The sequence below is a fragment of the Halostella sp. PRR32 genome (genome assembly GCF_034808085.1).
Classification (GTDB): Archaea; Halobacteriota; Halobacteria; order Halobacteriales; family Natronoarchaeaceae; genus Halostella; species Halostella pelagica.
Map to the genome: position 1 here is coordinate 448334 of NZ_JAXHGL010000002.1, position 16557 is coordinate 464890.

A 16557-nucleotide genomic window follows, 5' to 3' on the forward strand; every position below is an offset into this window, starting at 1 on the left:
CTGTGTTGCTGATCGTCACCTACTCCAGGGGGGCCAGACAGACGCTGCGTAACGTCTGTTCTACCCACACGTCCCCCGTGGTTCGGCGGTTCGGCCGCGCCGCGCTGTTCGACGAAACGGAGTTGGCTGCCTTCCTGGCGCTCCGTCTGCGCGAGAAACACGGCGATGACGTCCAGATAGAGCGTACACGCCCGTTCAACGAATTCACCGCCGTCCCCGACGACGTTCGATCCGCCGCGACCGCGTACGAGAACCGTGACTCGCCCAGTACGTCCTACGCGAAGTTCGCGGCCGGAACCGAACACCCCTCCCCGAACGCCCTGCAGGACCGAGAACTGTGAACGTAGACCTCGGCGAGACGGTTCGAACGGGACGGGCCATCGACCTCCGCGACAGAGGTCTGGACGCACCGACCGTCGAACGAGCAGTCAGGGAGAGCGACTGGATCACCTGTCAGACACCGGGAGAAGTTCACGAGCGCGTTTCGCCGATCCGGGATGGACTGTCGCTCGCGGTGCGGTCGGCCGTCGCCGAGGCTGCGCGAACGCGGGGGCTGTCCGCGCCACAGGACGAAACTATCGCGGCCGTTCGGCGAGAACTGCGCACTCTGGATCCTCCGGACGCCGACTGCGAAGCGGCGCGGCGGCGAGTCGCGGAGACCGGCGAACGGGAGTCCGAACTCTCCGAGCGGGTCAGCGAACTCCGGGGAACTATCGACGCGCTAGAGGGCGACGACGTAGACGAGGCGATCGAGCAACGAGAAGCCGCGGCTCGACGGCTGTCGGAAGTTCGAACGGAACGTATCGCCGCGGAGCAGGCGCTAGCACACGCTCGCGGTCAGGCGCGGGAAGCGCGCGACGCTCGCGACCGCCGCCTCCGCCTCGAAGACCGGGAGAAGAACCTCCGGCGCGCGGCCCGCGACCGTCTGGCGGCCGAGGTTCGGGACGCGTTCGCCGACGCCGTCGAAACCGTACCCGGCGAGGGAACCGTCGAATCGACGACCGGCGATTTCGACGGCGACACGGTGACGGCCGCGCTCGCGGTGGTCCGGATCGCCGACGTCGACGCCCCCGTCGTCCTCGCGTGCGATCGTTTCGACTCGCCGTCGGACGCCGCAGCGGTTCTCGATGCACCCGTTCTGAGGGTTTAAGTACGAAAGCGGAACCAACGTCGCCATGGTCGAGGTCGAATGCCGGACCCGACGGGAAGACGGCGTGACGCTCGTGGCAGCAGTCGTGCGAAACGACACGGGCGTGCGACGGCGAGTACGGATAGAACACACCCTCGACGGTCCGACGTGGCCGCCGCGGCGACACGGCGTTCCGGTCGAGGGATGGGACGGGAACGGGTACGTCACCACTGTCGCGGCCGACGGCCGGACCGCCGTGGGGTTCGCGAGTCCCGCACCCCCGGAGTCACCGTCTGTCAGGGTCGCAAGCGACCGTCGAGCCATCCCGAAAGACGGTGAGAGAAGGCAGACAGCGGACGCGACGGCTGGGGGCGTGATCCGGCGTTTGGGCGACCCATCACCGCCGGTCGACGCCGTTCCGGCGGGGGATCCCGGTCCGTCCGCTGCCGACGACGGATCTGGCTCGGCGGCCGCTTGGCGTGACACGGGCGACGACACTCTTCCCCCGCCCGTCGCGGAGTGGTTCCAGTCGGTCGTGTCACGCCTCGAAACGGCGGAGAACTGCGCCGATGCGACGACGCTCGGCGAGGCGACCGACGCGGTCGACCGCGCGGGAAGTCTCGGCGACGTCGAGTCGGCAGTCGACCGTCTAGAGGACGACGCCGCCGCCCTCCGGGCCGTCGAACGCCGGGCGGAAGCCCTCGGTGGCCGGATAGAGCGTGCCGCCGAGTCGGTTCCGGTCACGACCCTTCGGGCGCTTTCGTGATCTTCGCGGTCGCAGGCGGGAAAGGCGGCGTCGGTAAGTCGACGGTGTCGCTGAACCTCGCCGCGGACCTGGACGCCGCGGTCATCGACGCCGACTTGGGCATGGCCGACCTGCCCGAGTCGCACGGTCCGGATCTGCACGACGTTCTCGCCGGACGGGCGGATCCGATAGAGGCGGTGTGCGAGGGTGACGCCGTCGACATAGTGCCGTGTGGCCGGACGCTCGCCGGCGCACGGGCCAGCGACCCGGCAGAACTGGTCGACGCCGTCGAGGCCGTTGCGAGTGCGTACGAAACAGTCGTGATCGACTGCCCGGCGGGGATGGCCGCCGATGCGGGATTGCCGCTGTTCGCCGCGGACCGCTGCGTCCTCGTTGCCCTCCCCGACGCGTTCGCCGTGGCGGACGTGGTCAGGACGCGGGAACTCGCGCGCGAACTCGACGCCGGCGTTGCCCGCGTGGCGCTGAACCGTACTGGACCGTCGCCGCCGACCGACCGGGTCGAGCGCGTACTCGGCGCACCAGTGACGGCCATTCCGGACGCGGCGGTGGTCGAACGGGCGCAGCGTTCGGGGGTCCCGGTGTCGAACGTCGCACCGGACAGCAGTGCCGCAAGGCGGTTCGAGGAATTGGCGGCGACGGTTACAGCGGGGATAGAAGCACCGTGAGCGCCAGCGCGATGAAGACCACTTTCAGCCCCGTGTTTACCGCTATCACCTTCGATCCGAACTCCGACCCCCAGATGCCGTACTGGAACGGGATAGAGCGCTTGAACGTCGAGACCGTAAAGGAGACGATACCGCCGACGAGCATCGTCGCAACCGCCTCCCGCGGCGTGAACGTATTCTCCAGCAGCGGTACGATCGCAACTGCGCCGCTCGTCGTGTCGAACGCGAAGGTGGCGATGACGGGGATGGCGGCACCAGGGAGCCCCAGAACCGTCGTAAGCGGTTCCGCCACGGCTGTCAGTTCCCTCAGGTCGGTGCGTGCGGTCAGAACGCTGACCAGCGCGTACACGACGAGGAGACGTGGGAGAACGTCGACGACCTTCGACCGGGTGCTGTCGGCGGCGCTCCGGAGTTTCTCCGGGAGGGTGCTCTCCTCCGGGTCGGGGGGCTCAACGTCGTCGGGGACGGCAACGGCGTCGACGTTCTCTTCCGAGAGGAGGAACGCGCCGCCGATCACACCGACGACGGTGATCGCGAGTGCGATCGCGGCGCGGGTTCCGACGTACAGCAGACCGACTTCGAGACCGAGAATGGGGATCAGGACCGGAGCGTAGAACGTGAAGATGTGCTGGACGAAACCGAAGAACGTGTTGATGGTGATGGCGACGAGCGTCGCGCGGTCGTCTAGCGTCCCGGACTCGCGGAACTCCGCGAGCATCCCGTACCCCGCTGTGGTCGAGGCGGTGGTCGTGAGGATGGCGGTTCCGACTTCCCGCGGGAGGTTAGCGGGGCCCGTCAGCGGCGCGGCCAGCCCTGCGATGTACCGGACCGCCCCGAACTCGATCGCCAGATTGGCGAGGCCGACCCCTAACGCGATGAACAGGGTGATCTTCGCCACCCTGGGAACGACCGTTCCGAGCAGCAGGTCGACGAGCCACTGCACGGGAACTGGTGACGGCGGAGCGGGTAAATCTCCGTCGGTTGCGGGCCGTCGACGGCGTTCCATGCGCCCGCTGCGGCCGCCTGTTCCTCTCGGAGCCTATCCCGTCCGCGGCGGCCTCCGCGCTCTTCGGAGAGTACTCAGCCGTACGGTGAGTCGCTGCCTAGCACGTCGGTGACGTGGACTACAACACCAGCCGAACGACGGCGAACAGGACCAACACTCCGAGAACGTCACAGGTGTTCGTCACCACGGGGATCACCACGTCGTCCGGGTCAAGACGGAGTCGATAGGCGGCGTAGGTCGCGACGAACGTGACGACGACGGCGAGCACGGCGAGAACGGCCCCGGAAAGCGTCGCGACGAGGACGACCGTTACGAACCCGAGGTCCGCACTGACGGTGATCGAGGTCACCAGCCACGCGGCCGCGCCGACGACAGGGAAAATGGTGACCGCAAGTCCGAACGTGGCAACGGCGTTGCCGAGCAGTCGGTCGTCGTCGGGCGCGAACGAGAGCGTTCCGAGGTGAAACGCCGTCGAGAGTCGCGCGGCGAGAATACTCCCCAGATTGCCGGCGGTGCCGATGGTGACGGGAACGAGGACCAAAAGCGACGGATAGCGGAGCAGTTGCTCCTCGAACGTGTCCAGAACGAGTCCGCTCCCCACCTCGACGACCGTCAGGACGGCGAGCAAGGGCAACATGGCCCGGGCGATCCCCCGGACGGTCCACGTGCTGCTTCGCGCTCCCGACATTTAGCCCCCACCCAGTGCCAGAACCAGCCGTACGGCGACGAGCAGCGTCGCCATCCCGAACACGTCGCCGGTCGTCGTCACGACAGGGCCGACGAGGGTGTCGGGGTTCAGTCCGCGGCGGTAGCCGACGAACACCGCGAAGACGACGACGACGGTCAGTGCGATACCCGAGAGCAGTCCGGCAATGAAGGCGATGGTCGCGAGGGTGAGCAAGGACGCGGACGGGCGGGAGAGAACGAGGAGGACGGGGTACGCGACCACCGCCGCGAACACGCTAACGAGGACGCCGTTCGCCATCGCGGCGGCGATCGCCGCTCGCAACCGCTCGTCTTCCAGGTCGAACACGGGTGCGACCAACCCCTGGTGAAGCGCGGAGGAGAGCTTTGCGCCGAGAGCGCCGTAGACGTTCCCGCGAGTGGCGAGCAGTGCCGGCACCAGTACGAGTAGTCCGGCGACTGCCTCCAGTTCCGCGCGCATCCCACCGAGGACGACGCCGGCGAAGAGCCCGCCGACCGCACTCGCCGCGAGGACCGGCAACGCCTCCCGATAGGCATCGACCGCCACCTCGCGAACGCTCATGCCAATTCCCACACGCCCGGATCTGATAAAAGCCGGCGGCTCCCCCGGAGCCGGTCGGACCGGCGAACTACCGGAACGCTTACTCGAACGCGGTCTAAGCCACGAACACTGTGGTCGACATCCTCCTCACGAACGACGACGGTATCGACGGCGACGGTCTCCGTGCGCTCCGCGACGAACTACGGGCGCTCGGCGACGTGACCGTCGTCGCCCCCGCCGACAATCAGTCCGGCGTCGGCCGCAAGCGCTCGACGCACGCCACGCTGACCGAACACGAGATGGGAGACGAACTGGCGGGCACGCCCGCCGACTGCGTCGCCTACGGCCTGCGCGGCATGGACCGGGAGTTCGACCTCGTGGTCTCGGGGTGTAACCACGGCCCGAACATGGGTGCGTACGTCATCGGCCGCTCCGGGACCGTCGGCGCGGCGCTGGAGGCGGCGTTTCTCGGCACCCCGGCCGTCGCGGTGTCTGCGTACCACAACGTCGAGTTCTTCCCGCATCCGCCCGCCGACTACGACTTCTCCGCCCCGGCGAGGGTCGCTCGCGAACTGGTCGAGCGGTCGCTCGACGCCGGCGTGTTCGACGACGTCGACCTGCTGAACGTGAACGCGCCGATAGACGCCGAGGACCCCCGGATTCGAGTGACCCGTCCGGACGACGACTTCGACGTGTTCGTCGACCACGACGCCGACGTTCCCGACGAACTGACCGTCGGCGACGGCGAGCGCCACGTCGCGCTCCGGGACAAGTTCTGGCCGCACACGGTCGGGTACGAGAACCCGTTCTCGGATATCGGTACCGTCCGCGAGCGCTACGAACGGGGGTCGGACCGCCGCGCCGTCATCGACGGCGAAGTGAGCGTCTCGCCGCTGACGGCCCCGCGGCAGGCGACCCACCACGAGGACCTAGACGTCATCGTGGAGACGCTGAACGCACGGTAGACTGCCCTACGTAGTGCTGGACTCGTCCTGCAGGTCGATCGACTTCCCCTCGGCCGCGTTCGACAGGATCGTCTTGGCCTCTTCGTCCCCGATATCGTTGATGAGACACCCGATGAAATCGGAGAGGAGTTCCGGTCTGATCCGGAGGTCGACGTACTCGACATGCCCTCCGACGACGACCGCGTCGACGTCCCACTCCCCTTCCTCGGGGTCCTCCATTCGGACGTCGACCCACTCTTCGCGCGTGGTGTCCGGGTCTGTAAACTGGTTTTCAACCATATCTACAGAGTACACGCCCTCAAACAGCATAAGTAGCTAGCGTGAGCTGAGAAGAACTGAGACCATCCGCACTCCACTGTTTGCCGTCAGCACGGAGAGGTTGCGAAGGGAGATCTGACTCGATATCCGAAGTGGCTCTTCGAGACGGCCACGCGAGACTCCGAGCGTCGAAAAGGTCGTTTAGAACGGTCCCATACCGCCCATGCCGCCGCCACCGCCGCCGCCCTGGTTCTCCATCTTCTTCATCATGCGTTGCATATCCATGTCTCCCTGACCCATGCCCTGGAACTGCTTGATGGTGCGTTCCATCATCTTGTGCTGCTGGAGCAGTTCGCGCACCTTCTCTTCAGGCTGGCCGCTCCCGCGGGCGATGCGTTCCGTCCGGCTCTGGCCGATCTTGCGGGGGTTCTCCAGTTCGTCCTCGGACATCGAGTCCATGATGACCTCGAAACTACGCATGCGCTCCTGGGTGACGTCCATCGCATCGTCCGGTAGCTGGTCTTTGATCCCGCCGCCCATGCCGGGGATCATGTCCATGACCTGATCGAGCGGGCCCATGCGGTTCATCGCGTCCATCTGTTTTTTCATGTCGCGGAGGGTGAACTGCCCCTGGAGCATGTCCTCGGGGTCCCACTCCTCGTCTTCCTCCTGGGTCTCCTGCATCGCCCGCTCGACGCGTTCGGTCAGCTGTTTCAGGTCGCCCATCCCCAGCAGGCGGGAGATGAAGCCGCTCGGTTCGAACCGCTCGACGTCTTTGACCTCCTCGCCGGTGCCGAGGAAGGCTATGGAGGAGCCGGTTTCGTTGACCGCAGTCAACGCACCGCCACCTTTCGCCGTCCCGTCGAGTTTGGTGATGACGACGCCGTCGATGCCGATCGATTCCTCGAACTGCTGGGCCTGGTCTTTCGCTCCCTGACCGATGGCGGCGTCTAACACGAGCAGGGAGCGGTCGGGCGCGGCGACGTCTTCGATCTGCTCGATCTCGTCGATGAGGTCGTCTTCGAGCGCGTGGCGACCGGCGGTGTCGACGATACGAACGTCGGCCTCTTCGGTCGCTTCGATACCGTTGCGGGCGATGTCGACCGGGTCGTCGTTGTCGGGGTTGCCGTAGAAGTCGACCTCGGCGCGTTCGGTCATCTGTTTCGCCTGGTCGTACGCTCCGGGCCGGAACGTGTCGGTCTGGATGACGGCGGGTTTCAGCCCCTTCTTCGAGAACCACCACGCCATCTTGGCGGCGGTGGTCGTCTTCCCCGACCCCTGGAGACCGGCGAGCATGATGGTCTGTTCTTCCAGCGGGAGCTCCGTGCTCTCGCCGACGAGATCCACCATCTCCTCGTAGACGATGCTGAGGACGTGCTCTCGGGCAGTCGTGCCTGCTGGCGGTTCCTCGTCCAGCGAGCGCTCCTTGATGCTGTCCGAGAGGTCCATCACGAGGGAAACGTCGACGTCGGCCTGCAGAAGCGAGCGCTGGATCTCCTTGACGACCGCTTCGACGTCTTCCTCGCTGATGCGGGATTTCCCGCGGAGTTTGTCTAACGTACCCCGCAGCGAACTCCCGAGATCGTCGAGTACCATTTGCACGCTGGTAGGCGGCGGCGGGGTTAAAGCCTTGCCCGTCCGGTCCGCGGCTCCGCCGTTGCGACGCGTCGTCTACCGAGAACGGGAAAGCGAACAACAGGGGGAGAAACGAACGACGGCAAACAGGGGGAAACGCAACTCGTACTGTCGGCTGTAACTTCGTAAAGATAATCGGTCCCCGAGGGTCCGATATTCTTCAAGGGATTACAGCCGACAGTATCAGGTCGTGCGACCTATCGCCTGAAACTCCTCGTCGACCTCGTCGAAGTCGGGGACGGAGTCTTCGAGCACTGACTCCAATCGCTGAGCCGTCGACTGAAGCTCCCCGTAGGTGGAACTGTTCGACAGTTCGTGTCTGGATTTCTCGGCTTCTAGCACGGCCAGTTTCGCACGGGCGACGGAATACTTCCGGAGCCTGTCATCGCGCCCCTGGACGGCGATCTGGTAGTCGATTGCGGCCGTCAGGTCGTCGTGCTGGACTGGCTTGCAGAGATAGTCGTCGAACGCCATATCGATGATGTCGAAGTCGGGTTCGACGGCCGTTATCATGATGACGCTAAACGGGGGATCATCCGCGAACTCGTCGAGCAGGCGGTCGCCGGAGACCCCTGGCATCCGTCGGTCGAGTAGGACCACGTCGACCGAATCATCGAGTTCGTCCACCGCCGCTTGCGCGTCGTAGGCGGTCCGAACCTCGTACTCTTGCCGAAGCCACAGCACGTACATATCCGCGAGTTTGTCCTCGTCGTCGACGACGAGGACGGTCGGCTCGTCCGTCATTCGGTCGCGCACCCCATGTAGTTCTCATTGAGATTGAACCGTACTTATCAAAAGTCTAACGGAAACCCGCTGGAACCCGGTCCGAAACGGGATATCAGTGCCTCAGTGGCCGGCCTCGTGGGGGTTCAGCTCTGTCCCGTAGTTCTCGGCGTGGTCGGTATAGTCGATGAACCGCGGTGCGTCGGGATCGAAGGGACGGTCCAGCGATTCGAACGCCTTCTTCTTGTCCCAGGACTGGAGTCCGCCGACGGCGCTGCGGTCCTCCAGGTCGTGGTAGTCGAGGTCGGGCTCCGCGAGTTCCCACGCGTCCATCCCCTGTTCCGTCCGAACGATGACGCTGGAGTACTCGTCTCCGGACCCGACGGAGCCGACCGTCAGGTCGGCGGCGTAGCCCGTGAAGTCGGCGCACTCGTCACAGCCTTTCAGCGCGGCGTCGTGGAACTCCTCGATATCCTCGACGAGGAGGGGTTCACCGTCGTTGCCGTAGACGCGCATCTCGCCGTCGAGGACGTCGAGTTTGCCGATCTCGTCGGGCGAGATGTCGCGTTTCTCCTCTAACTGCTCACCGATGAGGCGGTGGTAGTTGAAGTTCTTCGTACACATCAGCGCGACGGTGTAGTCGACGGCGCGGACGCCCGCGTCCTGCGACTGATAGTCCCAGTCGAAGTCTTGCAGGGCGCGGATGCCTTCGATCTCGCAGGGGGTGCCGACCATCGCGAGGCTGAGGTCCTCGGGATCTTTGTCCGGAAGCTTGTGCTCCCACTGGTCGAGGCTGAGGTTGCCGAGCGCCAGCGTCTGGTTGTAGAAGCTCCCGGCGTTCTCGACCAGGTCCTCGTGGCTCGTCGCGAGGAACGACTCCGCCTTCCACGGTTCGTCGTCGCTCTCGGTGGCGATCAGCGCGCCGTCTATCTCGCCCGCCTCAAGGAGGTGCGAGAGGACGCTGGTGACGACGCCGCCGTCCTGCGCACCCTCTCGCCAGTCGTCTTCCACCTTCGCGGAGAACTCCGTGATGGGGTCGCCCGCACCCGACACGTTGTCGTCGCCGCCGGTGATCTTCCACTGGCGCTCGTAGCGCAGGCCGCCGCGGGGACAGAAGTCCCAGCAGAGCGAACAGCCGGTACACATCTTCACGAGTTCCGGCAGGTCGTCGTCGCCGATGCCGATGGAGTCCGAGGGGCAGGCCGCGACGCACGTGCCGCACTGGATGCAACGGCCGTCGTCGATGACCGCCTCGTCCAGTTCCATGAACCACGTCTTGTCGTCGGGCGTCTCGATGTCGTTCATCTCGTCGCGGATCTCGTAGCCGGGCGTGTCCAGTTCGACGCCCTCGGGGACCTGAACGCGCTCGTCGGGTCGGCCGTTCTCCACGTTCTGGCTCCGGTCTTCTGCGGGCGGGGTGAACTCGATGTCCGTGAGGTTGCCCTCGCTGTCGACGTTTGCCGGGGTTGCGCCGCCGTCGGAGTAAATCTCCGACGAGCCCGTGTTCGCTTCGCTCATACGGACCCCGTCTGCCGCTACCTCGTCGCCGCCGCTTTCGCATCCGCACGCATCGTCGGAACACTCGCCGCTTTCCGCGCCAGCCTCGCCGACTGGCCTGCTCTCGGCCTCGTCGCCCAGACCGACCTGATCGCCGGGGATCGTGCGGTGCTCGGCGTCGGGCCGGTGGATGCGTACGCCGTCGGCCGGCGGGACCGACTCGCTCTCGTCGTCTCCCGTGTCCGGGACGCCCGGAAGGCGTTCGTCCGGCGGCCGGTTCTCGTCCGAGCCGCCCCGGTCAGTCATCCGCGGCCACCCCCTTCGCGACGGGCGCGTCCGCCCGCTGCATGACCTGTCGCAGGTGGTCGTTGTCGACGCGACGACACCACTGGTAGAAGCGTTCGTCGCCCGTCTGCTCCTCAGCGTACGCATCGAACAGGCTTTCCAGCGCCGGGATCACCGCGTCCGCGGGCACGGCGTTTTCGACCCAGTCGAGGAACTCGTTGTCAGAACCGAGGCTCCCGCCGAGGCCGAAGTCCATCCCTTCGACCATCTCGTCCGCGTCGCCGTCCGTATCCAACTGCACCGTCTCGCCGCGGAAGCCGATGTCCGCGATCTGGGGCTGCGCGCACGACGCCGAGCAGCCGCTCATATGCATCCGGACCACGTCGAGGTCGTCCGGCGTATCGATGCGGTCGTCGAGTTCGCGCGCCCACCGCTTGACGCGGTTTTTCGTCTCGATGATGCCGTAGTTGCAGAACTCGCTGCCCGTACAGCCGACCGCGCCGCGGGCGAACGGGCCGGGGTTGGGCTGGTACGCCTCCGCGAACGGTTCCGCCAGTAGGTCGTCGACGTTCTCCTCGGGGACGTGGGTGATGAGGAAGTTCTGGTCGGTCGCGAGACGGACCGAGGCGTCGTCCGTGCCGTACTCCCTGGCGGCGCGGGCCGCCTCGGCGAACTCGTCGCCGCCCATACGTCCCGCGACGACGTTGAAGCCGACGTACTTCAGCCCGTCTTGCTTCTGGTCGTGGACGCCGACGTGGTCGCCGAGGTAGCCCTCGGTGAGGTCGACGCCCTGCGACGGAAGTTCGACCGTACAGCGGTCACGCACCGCCTCCTCGAACGTCTCCGTTCCCATCTGCTCGACGAGGTAGCGCATCCGGCAGACGCCGCGGTTGTTCCGGTCGCCGAGTTCCTTGAACGTCTGGGCCACCGCCCGCGTGAACTCGACGGCGTGTTCCGGCGGGACGAACACGTCCATCGTCGTCGCCATCCGCGGGCCGTCCGAGAGGCCGCCGCCGACCTTGACGTGGAATCCGTACTGGTCCGTGCCGTTGATCGCCTTGCGGGCCGGCGTCAGCCCAACGTCGTTGATCTGTGACTGGCTACAGTCCTGCGAACAGCCAGTGATGGTCATCTTGAACTTCCGCGGGAGGTTGGCGTACTCGCGGTTCTCTGTGAAGAAGTCCGAGACGGCGTCGATGACGGGCTGGGCGTCGAAACACTCGTGTCCGTCTAGCCCGGCCGCGGGACAGCCGAGTACGTTCCGCGCGGAGTCGCCGCAGCCCTGGATGGTGGTCAGTCCCACCTCGTCGTACTTCGCCCAGACCTCCGGCACGTCCGCGACCTCTATCCAGTGTTTCTGTATGTCCTGTCGCGTCGTGATGTCGAGGTAGGCGTCGCCCCAGAGTTCGTTCTGGGTCTCGCCGCCGTGTTCCTCGGGCGCAGTAGCGTACTCCTCAGCCACCGCGCCGATGACTTCAGCCTGGTCCGGCGTCAGATAGCCGCCGGGCACCTTCGTCCGCATCATGAAGTAGCCGCGCTGGCGACCGTGGCTGTACATACCGGCCCACTTCAGGCGTTCCCACTCGCCGTCGCCGGCGCGCTCCTCTATCTCGTCGAACGACAGGTCCTCCTCTGCGTACTCCTTGACATCCTCGATAACGTCCAGCGGATGCTTGTTTTGCTTGTACTGTTCGACGGTGTTCACGGCGACCACCTCGCGTGGGAGCCGTGTGCTCGAAAGAGCTCCGCTCTTTCGGTGTTCATGCGAATCTCCGGGATGAGCAGGAGTTCGTCAGAGCTTGCGCTGACGGCGTTCACGGCGACCACCATCGGTGTTGAACATCTGTGCTGTCTGTGGTCATCTATCGTGCCACTAGTGCTCACCCGACACGAAGTGTTCGCGCAAAGTGGTCAATGGTGACGGGTCTGCCCCGTAGCGGAGAGTACTGCCTCTTTCTGGCGGGCATCTCCGGCAAAACTGGAAAGCGGGACGAGCGTCCGGAGACAACGACGGTAAGCGGCCGACGCGTTGTCGCAAACCTTGCCGCTACCTCGTGCCGCCTCTGCCCGGTCCTGTTCGAAACAGTCCGTCAGAACCGAGCGTCGAACCGTCGAGTGGGGGGTATCGAGCGTCTCCCCAGGGAAAACGAGTGCGGTCCCTACTCCTCGTCGCCGAGCAGACGGTCGACCATCTCCTCGGGGTCGAACCGTTCGAGGTCGTCGTACCCCTGCCCAACGCCGAGAAAGAGGATCGGCTTCCCGGTCACGTGAGAGATGGAGATAGCCGCGCCGCCCTGCGAGTCGGCGTCCGCCTTCGTCAGGATGGAGCCGTCTACCTCGGCGGCGTCGTCGAACTGCTTGGCGCGCTGGACCGCGTCCTGGCCCGCAACGGCCTCGTCGACGAACAGCGTCATGTCGGGACCGACGACGCGACCGATCTTCTCCAGTTGGTCCATCAGACCCTCGTTCGTGTGTAGGCGACCGGCGGTGTCGCCAAGTACCACGTCTACGTCGTTCGCCTCGGCGTACTCCACCGCGTCGTAGATGACCGCGGCGGGGTCGCCGCCCTGCTCGTGGGCGATGATCTTCTTGTTCAGGTTCTCCGCGTGTTCCTGGATCTGCTCGTTCGCGCCGGCGCGGTAGGTGTCGCCGTTCGCCAGCACCGAGGAGTACCCCCGCCGTTCGAGATACTGCGAGAGTTTCGCGATGCTGGTCGTCTTCCCGACGCCGTTGACGCCGGTGAAGATGATGACGAGCGGTTTCTCGGCCTCGGCCACGCGCTCGTCGAAGTCGAACTGCCCGACGTTGATGACATCGAGCAGGGCTTCGCCGAGCGCGTCCTCGACGACAGCGCCCGTACTCTCGGTGAACCGACGGGTCTCGCCGACGAGTTCGTCTCTGATGTTGTCGAGTATCTCCTCGGCGACGCTCATCTCGACGTCGCTTTCCAGGAGCGCCATCTTCAGCTCCCACAGCGGGTCTTCGAGGTCCTCCTCCTCGATGACGAACTTCCCCGTTGCCAGGGATTTGGCCTTGCGGGCGAACCCGGTTCCGCCGCTATCGTCGGTCTCGTCGGACGCCGCGTCGTCCTCGTCGGACGCATCGTCGTCAGCGTCCGGATCGGCGTCTTCGGAGACCGGAGCGTCCGGGCTCTCGCGAGGCACGGCCTCTGCGGCCGTCGCCGTTTCGGGGGATTCGGCCTCCGCGGCCGCGGCTTCACCCTCTTCGGCGGCCGCCGCTGATTCGGGGTCGGCGGTAGCGGCGTCGTCGGCTTCCGTCTCGGCGTCCGCCGCTTCCGTCTCGTCTCCCGCCTCCTCCTCATCCTCGGCCGCCTCGGCCTTCTCCTCGGCGACTTCCTCCGCGTCCTTGCGGAAGTTGCCGAGCTTGTCTTTCAGGCTATCGAACATCGTCGCCCGTTACTCGTCGGTTTCTTCTTCGCCCTGCATCTGCTGCATCTGCTGTTGCATCTGCTGTTGCTGCATCTGCTGTGCCTTCTGTTCGAGCTCCTCGCTTTCGGTTTCGAGCTCGGCGATTTCGGCGTTGACCTCGTCGATACGGTCGTCGACGTACTCCTTTTTGTTCTCCAGCGTCTCGACGGCGTCGCCCTCGGCCTGCTCCGCGGCGTAGCCGCCGCCGAGGCTGACGACGACCTCGTCGATGTCCTGGACTTCCGCGCGGAGGTAGGCGTCGCCGCCGAGGGGAACCTGCACGGTCGAACCGGTCTCGAGCGTCTGGATGGCCTCGATGGCCTCGTCGATCTCGGTTTTCTCCGTCTGGAGGTCCGCGACCTCCTCTTCGAGCGCTTCGACCTGCTCCTGGATCTCCTGAATCTCCTGCGAGAGCTGTTGAAGCTCCTGCTGGCCACCACCCATCATTATTCGCCGACCTCCTCGATTTCGATCTGCGTGCGCTTCAGACCGTGGTGGCTCCCGAGACGGGAGTAGAGGTATTCGACCGCGACGTCCTCGTTCTCTGCGTCGAGCGTCTTCTCGAACGAAGCCCAGCCGTCCCGGGACTCGAACTCACCGCGTACAGTAAACTCACTCATGTCTCACTGTCCGACCTTGCGCCGGAAGAATCTTCCTACATGAACTTCCACGGTCGCGCTCGTTTCGAGCGAGCGATGCGACCGCCCGAGGGCAGATATCCCTCGCCGGGCGGGACTCATAGGGACCGTTGTAACTGTGTACCGGTATCCGCCGACAGAGGGTCGAGGAAATACTGAAACGACTGATAACAGTCCCTATCAGAGAAACGTGAGACGGGTGCCGGAGCGACTGTCCTCGTCCCGTGTTCCGGGACGGCGCGAACTCAGTCGATGAACTGGAGTGCGTCCTCGATTCGGCCCAGTTCCGGGCCGGTGGTGTCCTGCCCGGCGACGTATCCGTAGCTGTTTGCGATCAGTCCGGACCCGACCAGCGGCGCACCGTAGTTGATAGTGCCGATGTCAGCTCTGACATCGAGCACCTCTTCGAGGAAGTCCAGTTCCTCGTCGGTCGTTTTGGGATGGCAAAGCACGCCGTCGTTCGTCGCGACGGCGGCGGTGCCGACCGTGCGGACGCCGGCGAGTTCGCCGCGTTCGACCGGAACGTCGAGCGCATCTGCCACGACTTGCACGGCTTCGCGCGGCAGGTCCGGGTGGACGTACGCGCCGGCGTCGTTCGCGAGAACGACGTTACCGGCGGCGTTGATCCGTCCCGGGAGTTCGTGAAGGGGGACATCGACGGCGTCCGCGATTCGGTCGCGTTCGACATCGCGGAGGCGGCCGCTGACTAGCAATCCGTTCGAGTTACCGGTCGCGAGCGCACCGACCGTGCCCGACCCACCGACCGTCGTCGCCACTGCGGGGACATCGAGTTCATCCTCGATGTCCGATAGCAGCGACTCCTCGACGTCGGGGCGGGCAAGCAGACAGTGGTCGGTCGCGCGTGCGAATACACCGACGTACGACGACCCGGAGAACGCGGCGCGGAGCAACGTTACTCTGCGTACTCTGCTTCGACGACCCCTCGGCCCTCTTCGTCGAAGCGGGCCGCGCGGACTCGAAGTTTGCTCGGGGGCTTCTTGCGGCCTCGGGACCAGACGGCCTCGTTGATCGAGGGGTCCAGGCGCACGTCCTCCTCCTCGACGGAGAAGTGCTGTGCCAGGTGCTCGCGCACGATAGTCATCGCCTTGTCGGCCCGCTTGTGTTTGGCCTCTGCCTTCGCGTCACGTAGCGGAACGGTGACGACCCGTTCCTCGAAATCGCTCGCGCTCATTATTCGTCAGTGTCGCTACGCCGCCAGTTGCGCCGCTTGGGGTTGCGCTGGACTTCCATGTCCGTTTTCATCATGACCCAGGCGGGCACCCGGCTGTTCTGGTTCTCGAGCTTTGCGAGACGCTTTTTCTTCGCCTTCGATTTCTTACCCATAGTGGTCCTAACTACCTTTCCGTGGCTTAAAATCTTGTTCCTTTGAAGCCGCCGCCCGCTACGACACGATGGGGACGGCGTCGGAGAGGAGTTCCCCGACGACGAACAACGCCGGGAACAGGGCCGCGAGGTACGCGAGAAACGCGGATCCCGTGCGGAGCGTCAGGCCGCTGTCCCGGCGACGACGAGAAGCAGGTAGCCGAGTATCGCCAGTACGTCCCCGACGTGACCTCGCCGAGGCCGCCGACGGAGACCGGTGCAAGCGTCGCTACTCCGTACATACCGGACAAGAGATATCCGGGTGTTAATCGGTGTCCCGGACAGGGAGAACATCCTACTGCGAGATCCATCTCGACGCGGAACAGACCGGACACGTAACGCTACAGCGGGAACGACTCCACCGTCGAGTACTCCGGCCCGTCCTGCGTCAGGTCGCTTTCCGTCAGGCAGACCTCTTCGACGGCCATCTCGCCCACGGTGGGGTGGCGGTTCTCGACGACCTCCTGAACCCGCTCTTTCCCGCCGGCGTGTTCCATCCGGGCGAGCGTGGCGTGGGGCGTGAACTCGTTTTCCTCGGGGTCGAAGCCTATGTCGGTCGTCTCGTCCTCGATGCACTCGTGTAGCGTCGTCATCTCCGCTTTCCCGACCTCGACCCCGAGCCACACCACGCTGATGTAGTCGAGGCTCGGAAACACGCCGAGACCGGCGAAACGCGCGGGGAAAGAGTTCTTGATGTCGGCGTGGTCGACGCCGCGCCCGATCCCGCGTTCGACGGCCGCAGTCACCTCGTCGAGGCGGTCCTCGTCTACGTCCCCGAGGAACTTCACCGTCACGTGGGCCTGCTCGGGGTCTGTGAAGTTCAACCCCGCAGCCTCCTCGAACAACTCCTGGACCTCCCGCACCGAATCCGCCAACTCGTCGGGCAGGTCGATGCTGACGAACAGTCGCATAACGAAACTCCGACGGCTGAAT

19 protein-coding genes and 1 pseudogene are annotated in these 16557 nt (G+C 65.5%); 5 read left to right on the top strand and 15 right to left on the bottom strand.

Going from position 1 to position 16557, the window contains the following annotated elements:
* Positions 1–2: 2 nt before the first annotated feature.
* Genes SM753_RS07475 through SM753_RS07490 form a run of 4 tightly spaced genes read left to right on the top strand, consistent with a single transcriptional unit; the run spans position 3 to position 2560 of the window.
* Positions 3–341 (top strand): hypothetical protein, encoded by a 339-nt coding sequence (locus SM753_RS07475; RefSeq protein WP_323191121.1) that lies wholly within the window; start codon positions 3–5, stop codon positions 339–341.
* Complete coding sequence (locus SM753_RS07480) at positions 338–1150, top strand: hypothetical protein (protein ID WP_323191122.1); 813 nt, start codon at positions 338–340, stop codon at positions 1148–1150. Before SM753_RS07475 ends, SM753_RS07480 begins: the two co-directional genes overlap by 4 nt.
* Before the next feature lie 25 nt (positions 1151–1175).
* Entirely contained in the window at positions 1176–1895 is a 720-nt protein-coding gene (locus tag SM753_RS07485; protein WP_323191123.1) for a hypothetical protein, read from the top strand.
* Positions 1892–2560, top strand: coding sequence for a P-loop NTPase (locus SM753_RS07490; RefSeq protein ID WP_323191124.1), 669 nt, complete (start codon positions 1892–1894; stop codon positions 2558–2560). The genes SM753_RS07485 and SM753_RS07490 overlap by 4 nt, the downstream gene beginning before the upstream one ends.
* Here SM753_RS07490 and SM753_RS07495 read toward each other — a convergent pair.
* From SM753_RS07495 to SM753_RS07505, 3 genes are all read right to left on the bottom strand, one after another.
* A complete protein-coding gene (locus SM753_RS07495) occupies positions 2535–3503 on the bottom strand; it encodes a nucleoside recognition protein (protein WP_323191125.1) in 969 nt (322 codons plus the stop codon). The two genes, SM753_RS07490 and SM753_RS07495, sit on opposite strands and share 26 nt — an antisense overlap.
* Positions 3504–3684: 181 nt before the next feature.
* Positions 3685–4254, bottom strand: a complete 570-nt coding sequence (locus SM753_RS07500; protein ID WP_323191126.1) for a magnesium transporter — start codon at positions 4252–4254, stop codon at positions 3685–3687.
* Positions 4255–4833 (bottom strand): magnesium transporter, encoded by a 579-nt coding sequence (locus SM753_RS07505; RefSeq protein WP_135534969.1) that lies wholly within the window; start codon positions 4831–4833, stop codon positions 4255–4257. It abuts the gene before it with no gap.
* Positions 4834–4943: 110 nt separating this feature from the next.
* On the opposite strand from SM753_RS07505, the pseudogene surE reads away from it, so the two are divergent.
* Positions 4944–5708, top strand: a pseudogene (gene surE, locus SM753_RS07510) (5'/3'-nucleotidase SurE); the annotation flags it as partial.
* A 75-nt stretch (positions 5709–5783) separates the two neighbouring features.
* On the opposite strand, the gene SM753_RS07515 reads toward surE, so the two are convergent.
* The 12 genes from SM753_RS07515 to thpR form a co-directional block, all read right to left on the bottom strand.
* Entirely contained in the window at positions 5784–6056 is a 273-nt protein-coding gene (locus tag SM753_RS07515) for a hypothetical protein (RefSeq protein WP_323191127.1), read from the bottom strand.
* A gap of 180 nt (positions 6057–6236) precedes the next feature.
* A complete protein-coding gene (locus SM753_RS07520) occupies positions 6237–7631 on the bottom strand; it encodes a signal recognition particle protein Srp54 (RefSeq protein WP_135534972.1) in 1395 nt (464 codons plus the stop codon).
* 222 nt (positions 7632–7853) lie between these two features.
* A complete protein-coding gene (locus tag SM753_RS07525; protein ID WP_323191128.1) occupies positions 7854–8414 on the bottom strand; it encodes a response regulator in 561 nt (186 codons plus the stop codon).
* A 102-nt stretch (positions 8415–8516) separates the two neighbouring features.
* Positions 8517–10196: a Coenzyme F420 hydrogenase/dehydrogenase, beta subunit C-terminal domain gene (locus tag SM753_RS07530; protein ID WP_323191129.1), complete on the bottom strand. Its 1680-nt coding sequence runs from the start codon at positions 10194–10196 to the stop codon at positions 8517–8519.
* Positions 10189–11880 (bottom strand): ferredoxin--nitrite reductase, encoded by a 1692-nt coding sequence (locus SM753_RS07535; protein WP_323191130.1) that lies wholly within the window; start codon positions 11878–11880, stop codon positions 10189–10191. Before SM753_RS07535 ends, SM753_RS07530 begins: the two co-directional genes overlap by 8 nt.
* A 454-nt stretch (positions 11881–12334) precedes the next feature.
* A complete protein-coding gene (ftsY, locus tag SM753_RS07540) occupies positions 12335–13582 on the bottom strand; it encodes a signal recognition particle-docking protein FtsY (protein ID WP_323191131.1) in 1248 nt (415 codons plus the stop codon).
* A gap of 9 nt (positions 13583–13591) precedes the next feature.
* Complete coding sequence (gene pfdA / locus SM753_RS07545) at positions 13592–14047, bottom strand: prefoldin subunit alpha (RefSeq protein WP_135535256.1); 456 nt, start codon at positions 14045–14047, stop codon at positions 13592–13594.
* 2 nt (positions 14048–14049) lie between these two features.
* On the bottom strand, positions 14050–14223 hold the full coding sequence (gene rpl18a / locus SM753_RS07550; RefSeq protein ID WP_323191132.1) for a 50S ribosomal protein L18Ae: 174 nt from the start codon (positions 14221–14223) through the stop codon (positions 14050–14052).
* Between the two features lie 263 nt (positions 14224–14486).
* Entirely contained in the window at positions 14487–15152 is a 666-nt protein-coding gene (locus SM753_RS07555) for a translation initiation factor IF-6 (protein WP_138798366.1), read from the bottom strand.
* A gap of 2 nt (positions 15153–15154) precedes the next feature.
* On the bottom strand, positions 15155–15433 hold the full coding sequence (locus SM753_RS07560) for a 50S ribosomal protein L31e (protein ID WP_135534978.1): 279 nt from the start codon (positions 15431–15433) through the stop codon (positions 15155–15157).
* Entirely contained in the window at positions 15433–15585 is a 153-nt protein-coding gene (locus SM753_RS07565; protein WP_135534979.1) for a 50S ribosomal protein L39e, read from the bottom strand. The genes SM753_RS07560 and SM753_RS07565 overlap by 1 nt, the downstream gene beginning before the upstream one ends.
* Before the next feature lie 380 nt (positions 15586–15965).
* Complete coding sequence (gene thpR / locus SM753_RS07570) at positions 15966–16535, bottom strand: RNA 2',3'-cyclic phosphodiesterase (protein WP_323191133.1); 570 nt, start codon at positions 16533–16535, stop codon at positions 15966–15968.
* Positions 16536–16557: the final 22 nt, after the last annotated feature.

Coding starts and splice junctions, on each gene's coding strand:
- SM753_RS07560 (WP_135534978.1), bottom strand. CDS start 15,433: ATGAGCGCGAGCGATTTCGAGGAACGGGTCGTCACCGTTCCGCTACGT.
- SM753_RS07500 (WP_323191126.1), bottom strand. CDS start 4,254: ATGTCGGGAGCGCGAAGCAGCACGTGGACCGTCCGGGGGATCGCCCGG.
- SM753_RS07530 (WP_323191129.1), bottom strand. CDS start 10,196: ATGACTGACCGGGGCGGCTCGGACGAGAACCGGCCGCCGGACGAACGC.
- SM753_RS07515 (WP_323191127.1), bottom strand. CDS start 6,056: ATGGTTGAAAACCAGTTTACAGACCCGGACACCACGCGCGAAGAGTGG.
- pfdA (WP_135535256.1), bottom strand. CDS start 14,047: ATGGGTGGTGGCCAGCAGGAGCTTCAACAGCTCTCGCAGGAGATTCAG.
- rpl18a (WP_323191132.1), bottom strand. CDS start 14,223: ATGAGTGAGTTTACTGTACGCGGTGAGTTCGAGTCCCGGGACGGCTGG.
- SM753_RS07525 (WP_323191128.1), bottom strand. CDS start 8,414: ATGACGGACGAGCCGACCGTCCTCGTCGTCGACGACGAGGACAAACTC.
- ftsY (WP_323191131.1), bottom strand. CDS start 13,582: ATGTTCGATAGCCTGAAAGACAAGCTCGGCAACTTCCGCAAGGACGCG.
- SM753_RS07505 (WP_135534969.1), bottom strand. CDS start 4,833: ATGAGCGTTCGCGAGGTGGCGGTCGATGCCTATCGGGAGGCGTTGCCG.
- thpR (WP_323191133.1), bottom strand. CDS start 16,535: ATGCGACTGTTCGTCAGCATCGACCTGCCCGACGAGTTGGCGGATTCG.
- SM753_RS07565 (WP_135534979.1), bottom strand. CDS start 15,585: ATGGGTAAGAAATCGAAGGCGAAGAAAAAGCGTCTCGCAAAGCTCGAG.
- SM753_RS07520 (WP_135534972.1), bottom strand. CDS start 7,631: ATGGTACTCGACGATCTCGGGAGTTCGCTGCGGGGTACGTTAGACAAA.
- SM753_RS07485 (WP_323191123.1), top strand. CDS start 1,176: ATGGTCGAGGTCGAATGCCGGACCCGACGGGAAGACGGCGTGACGCTC.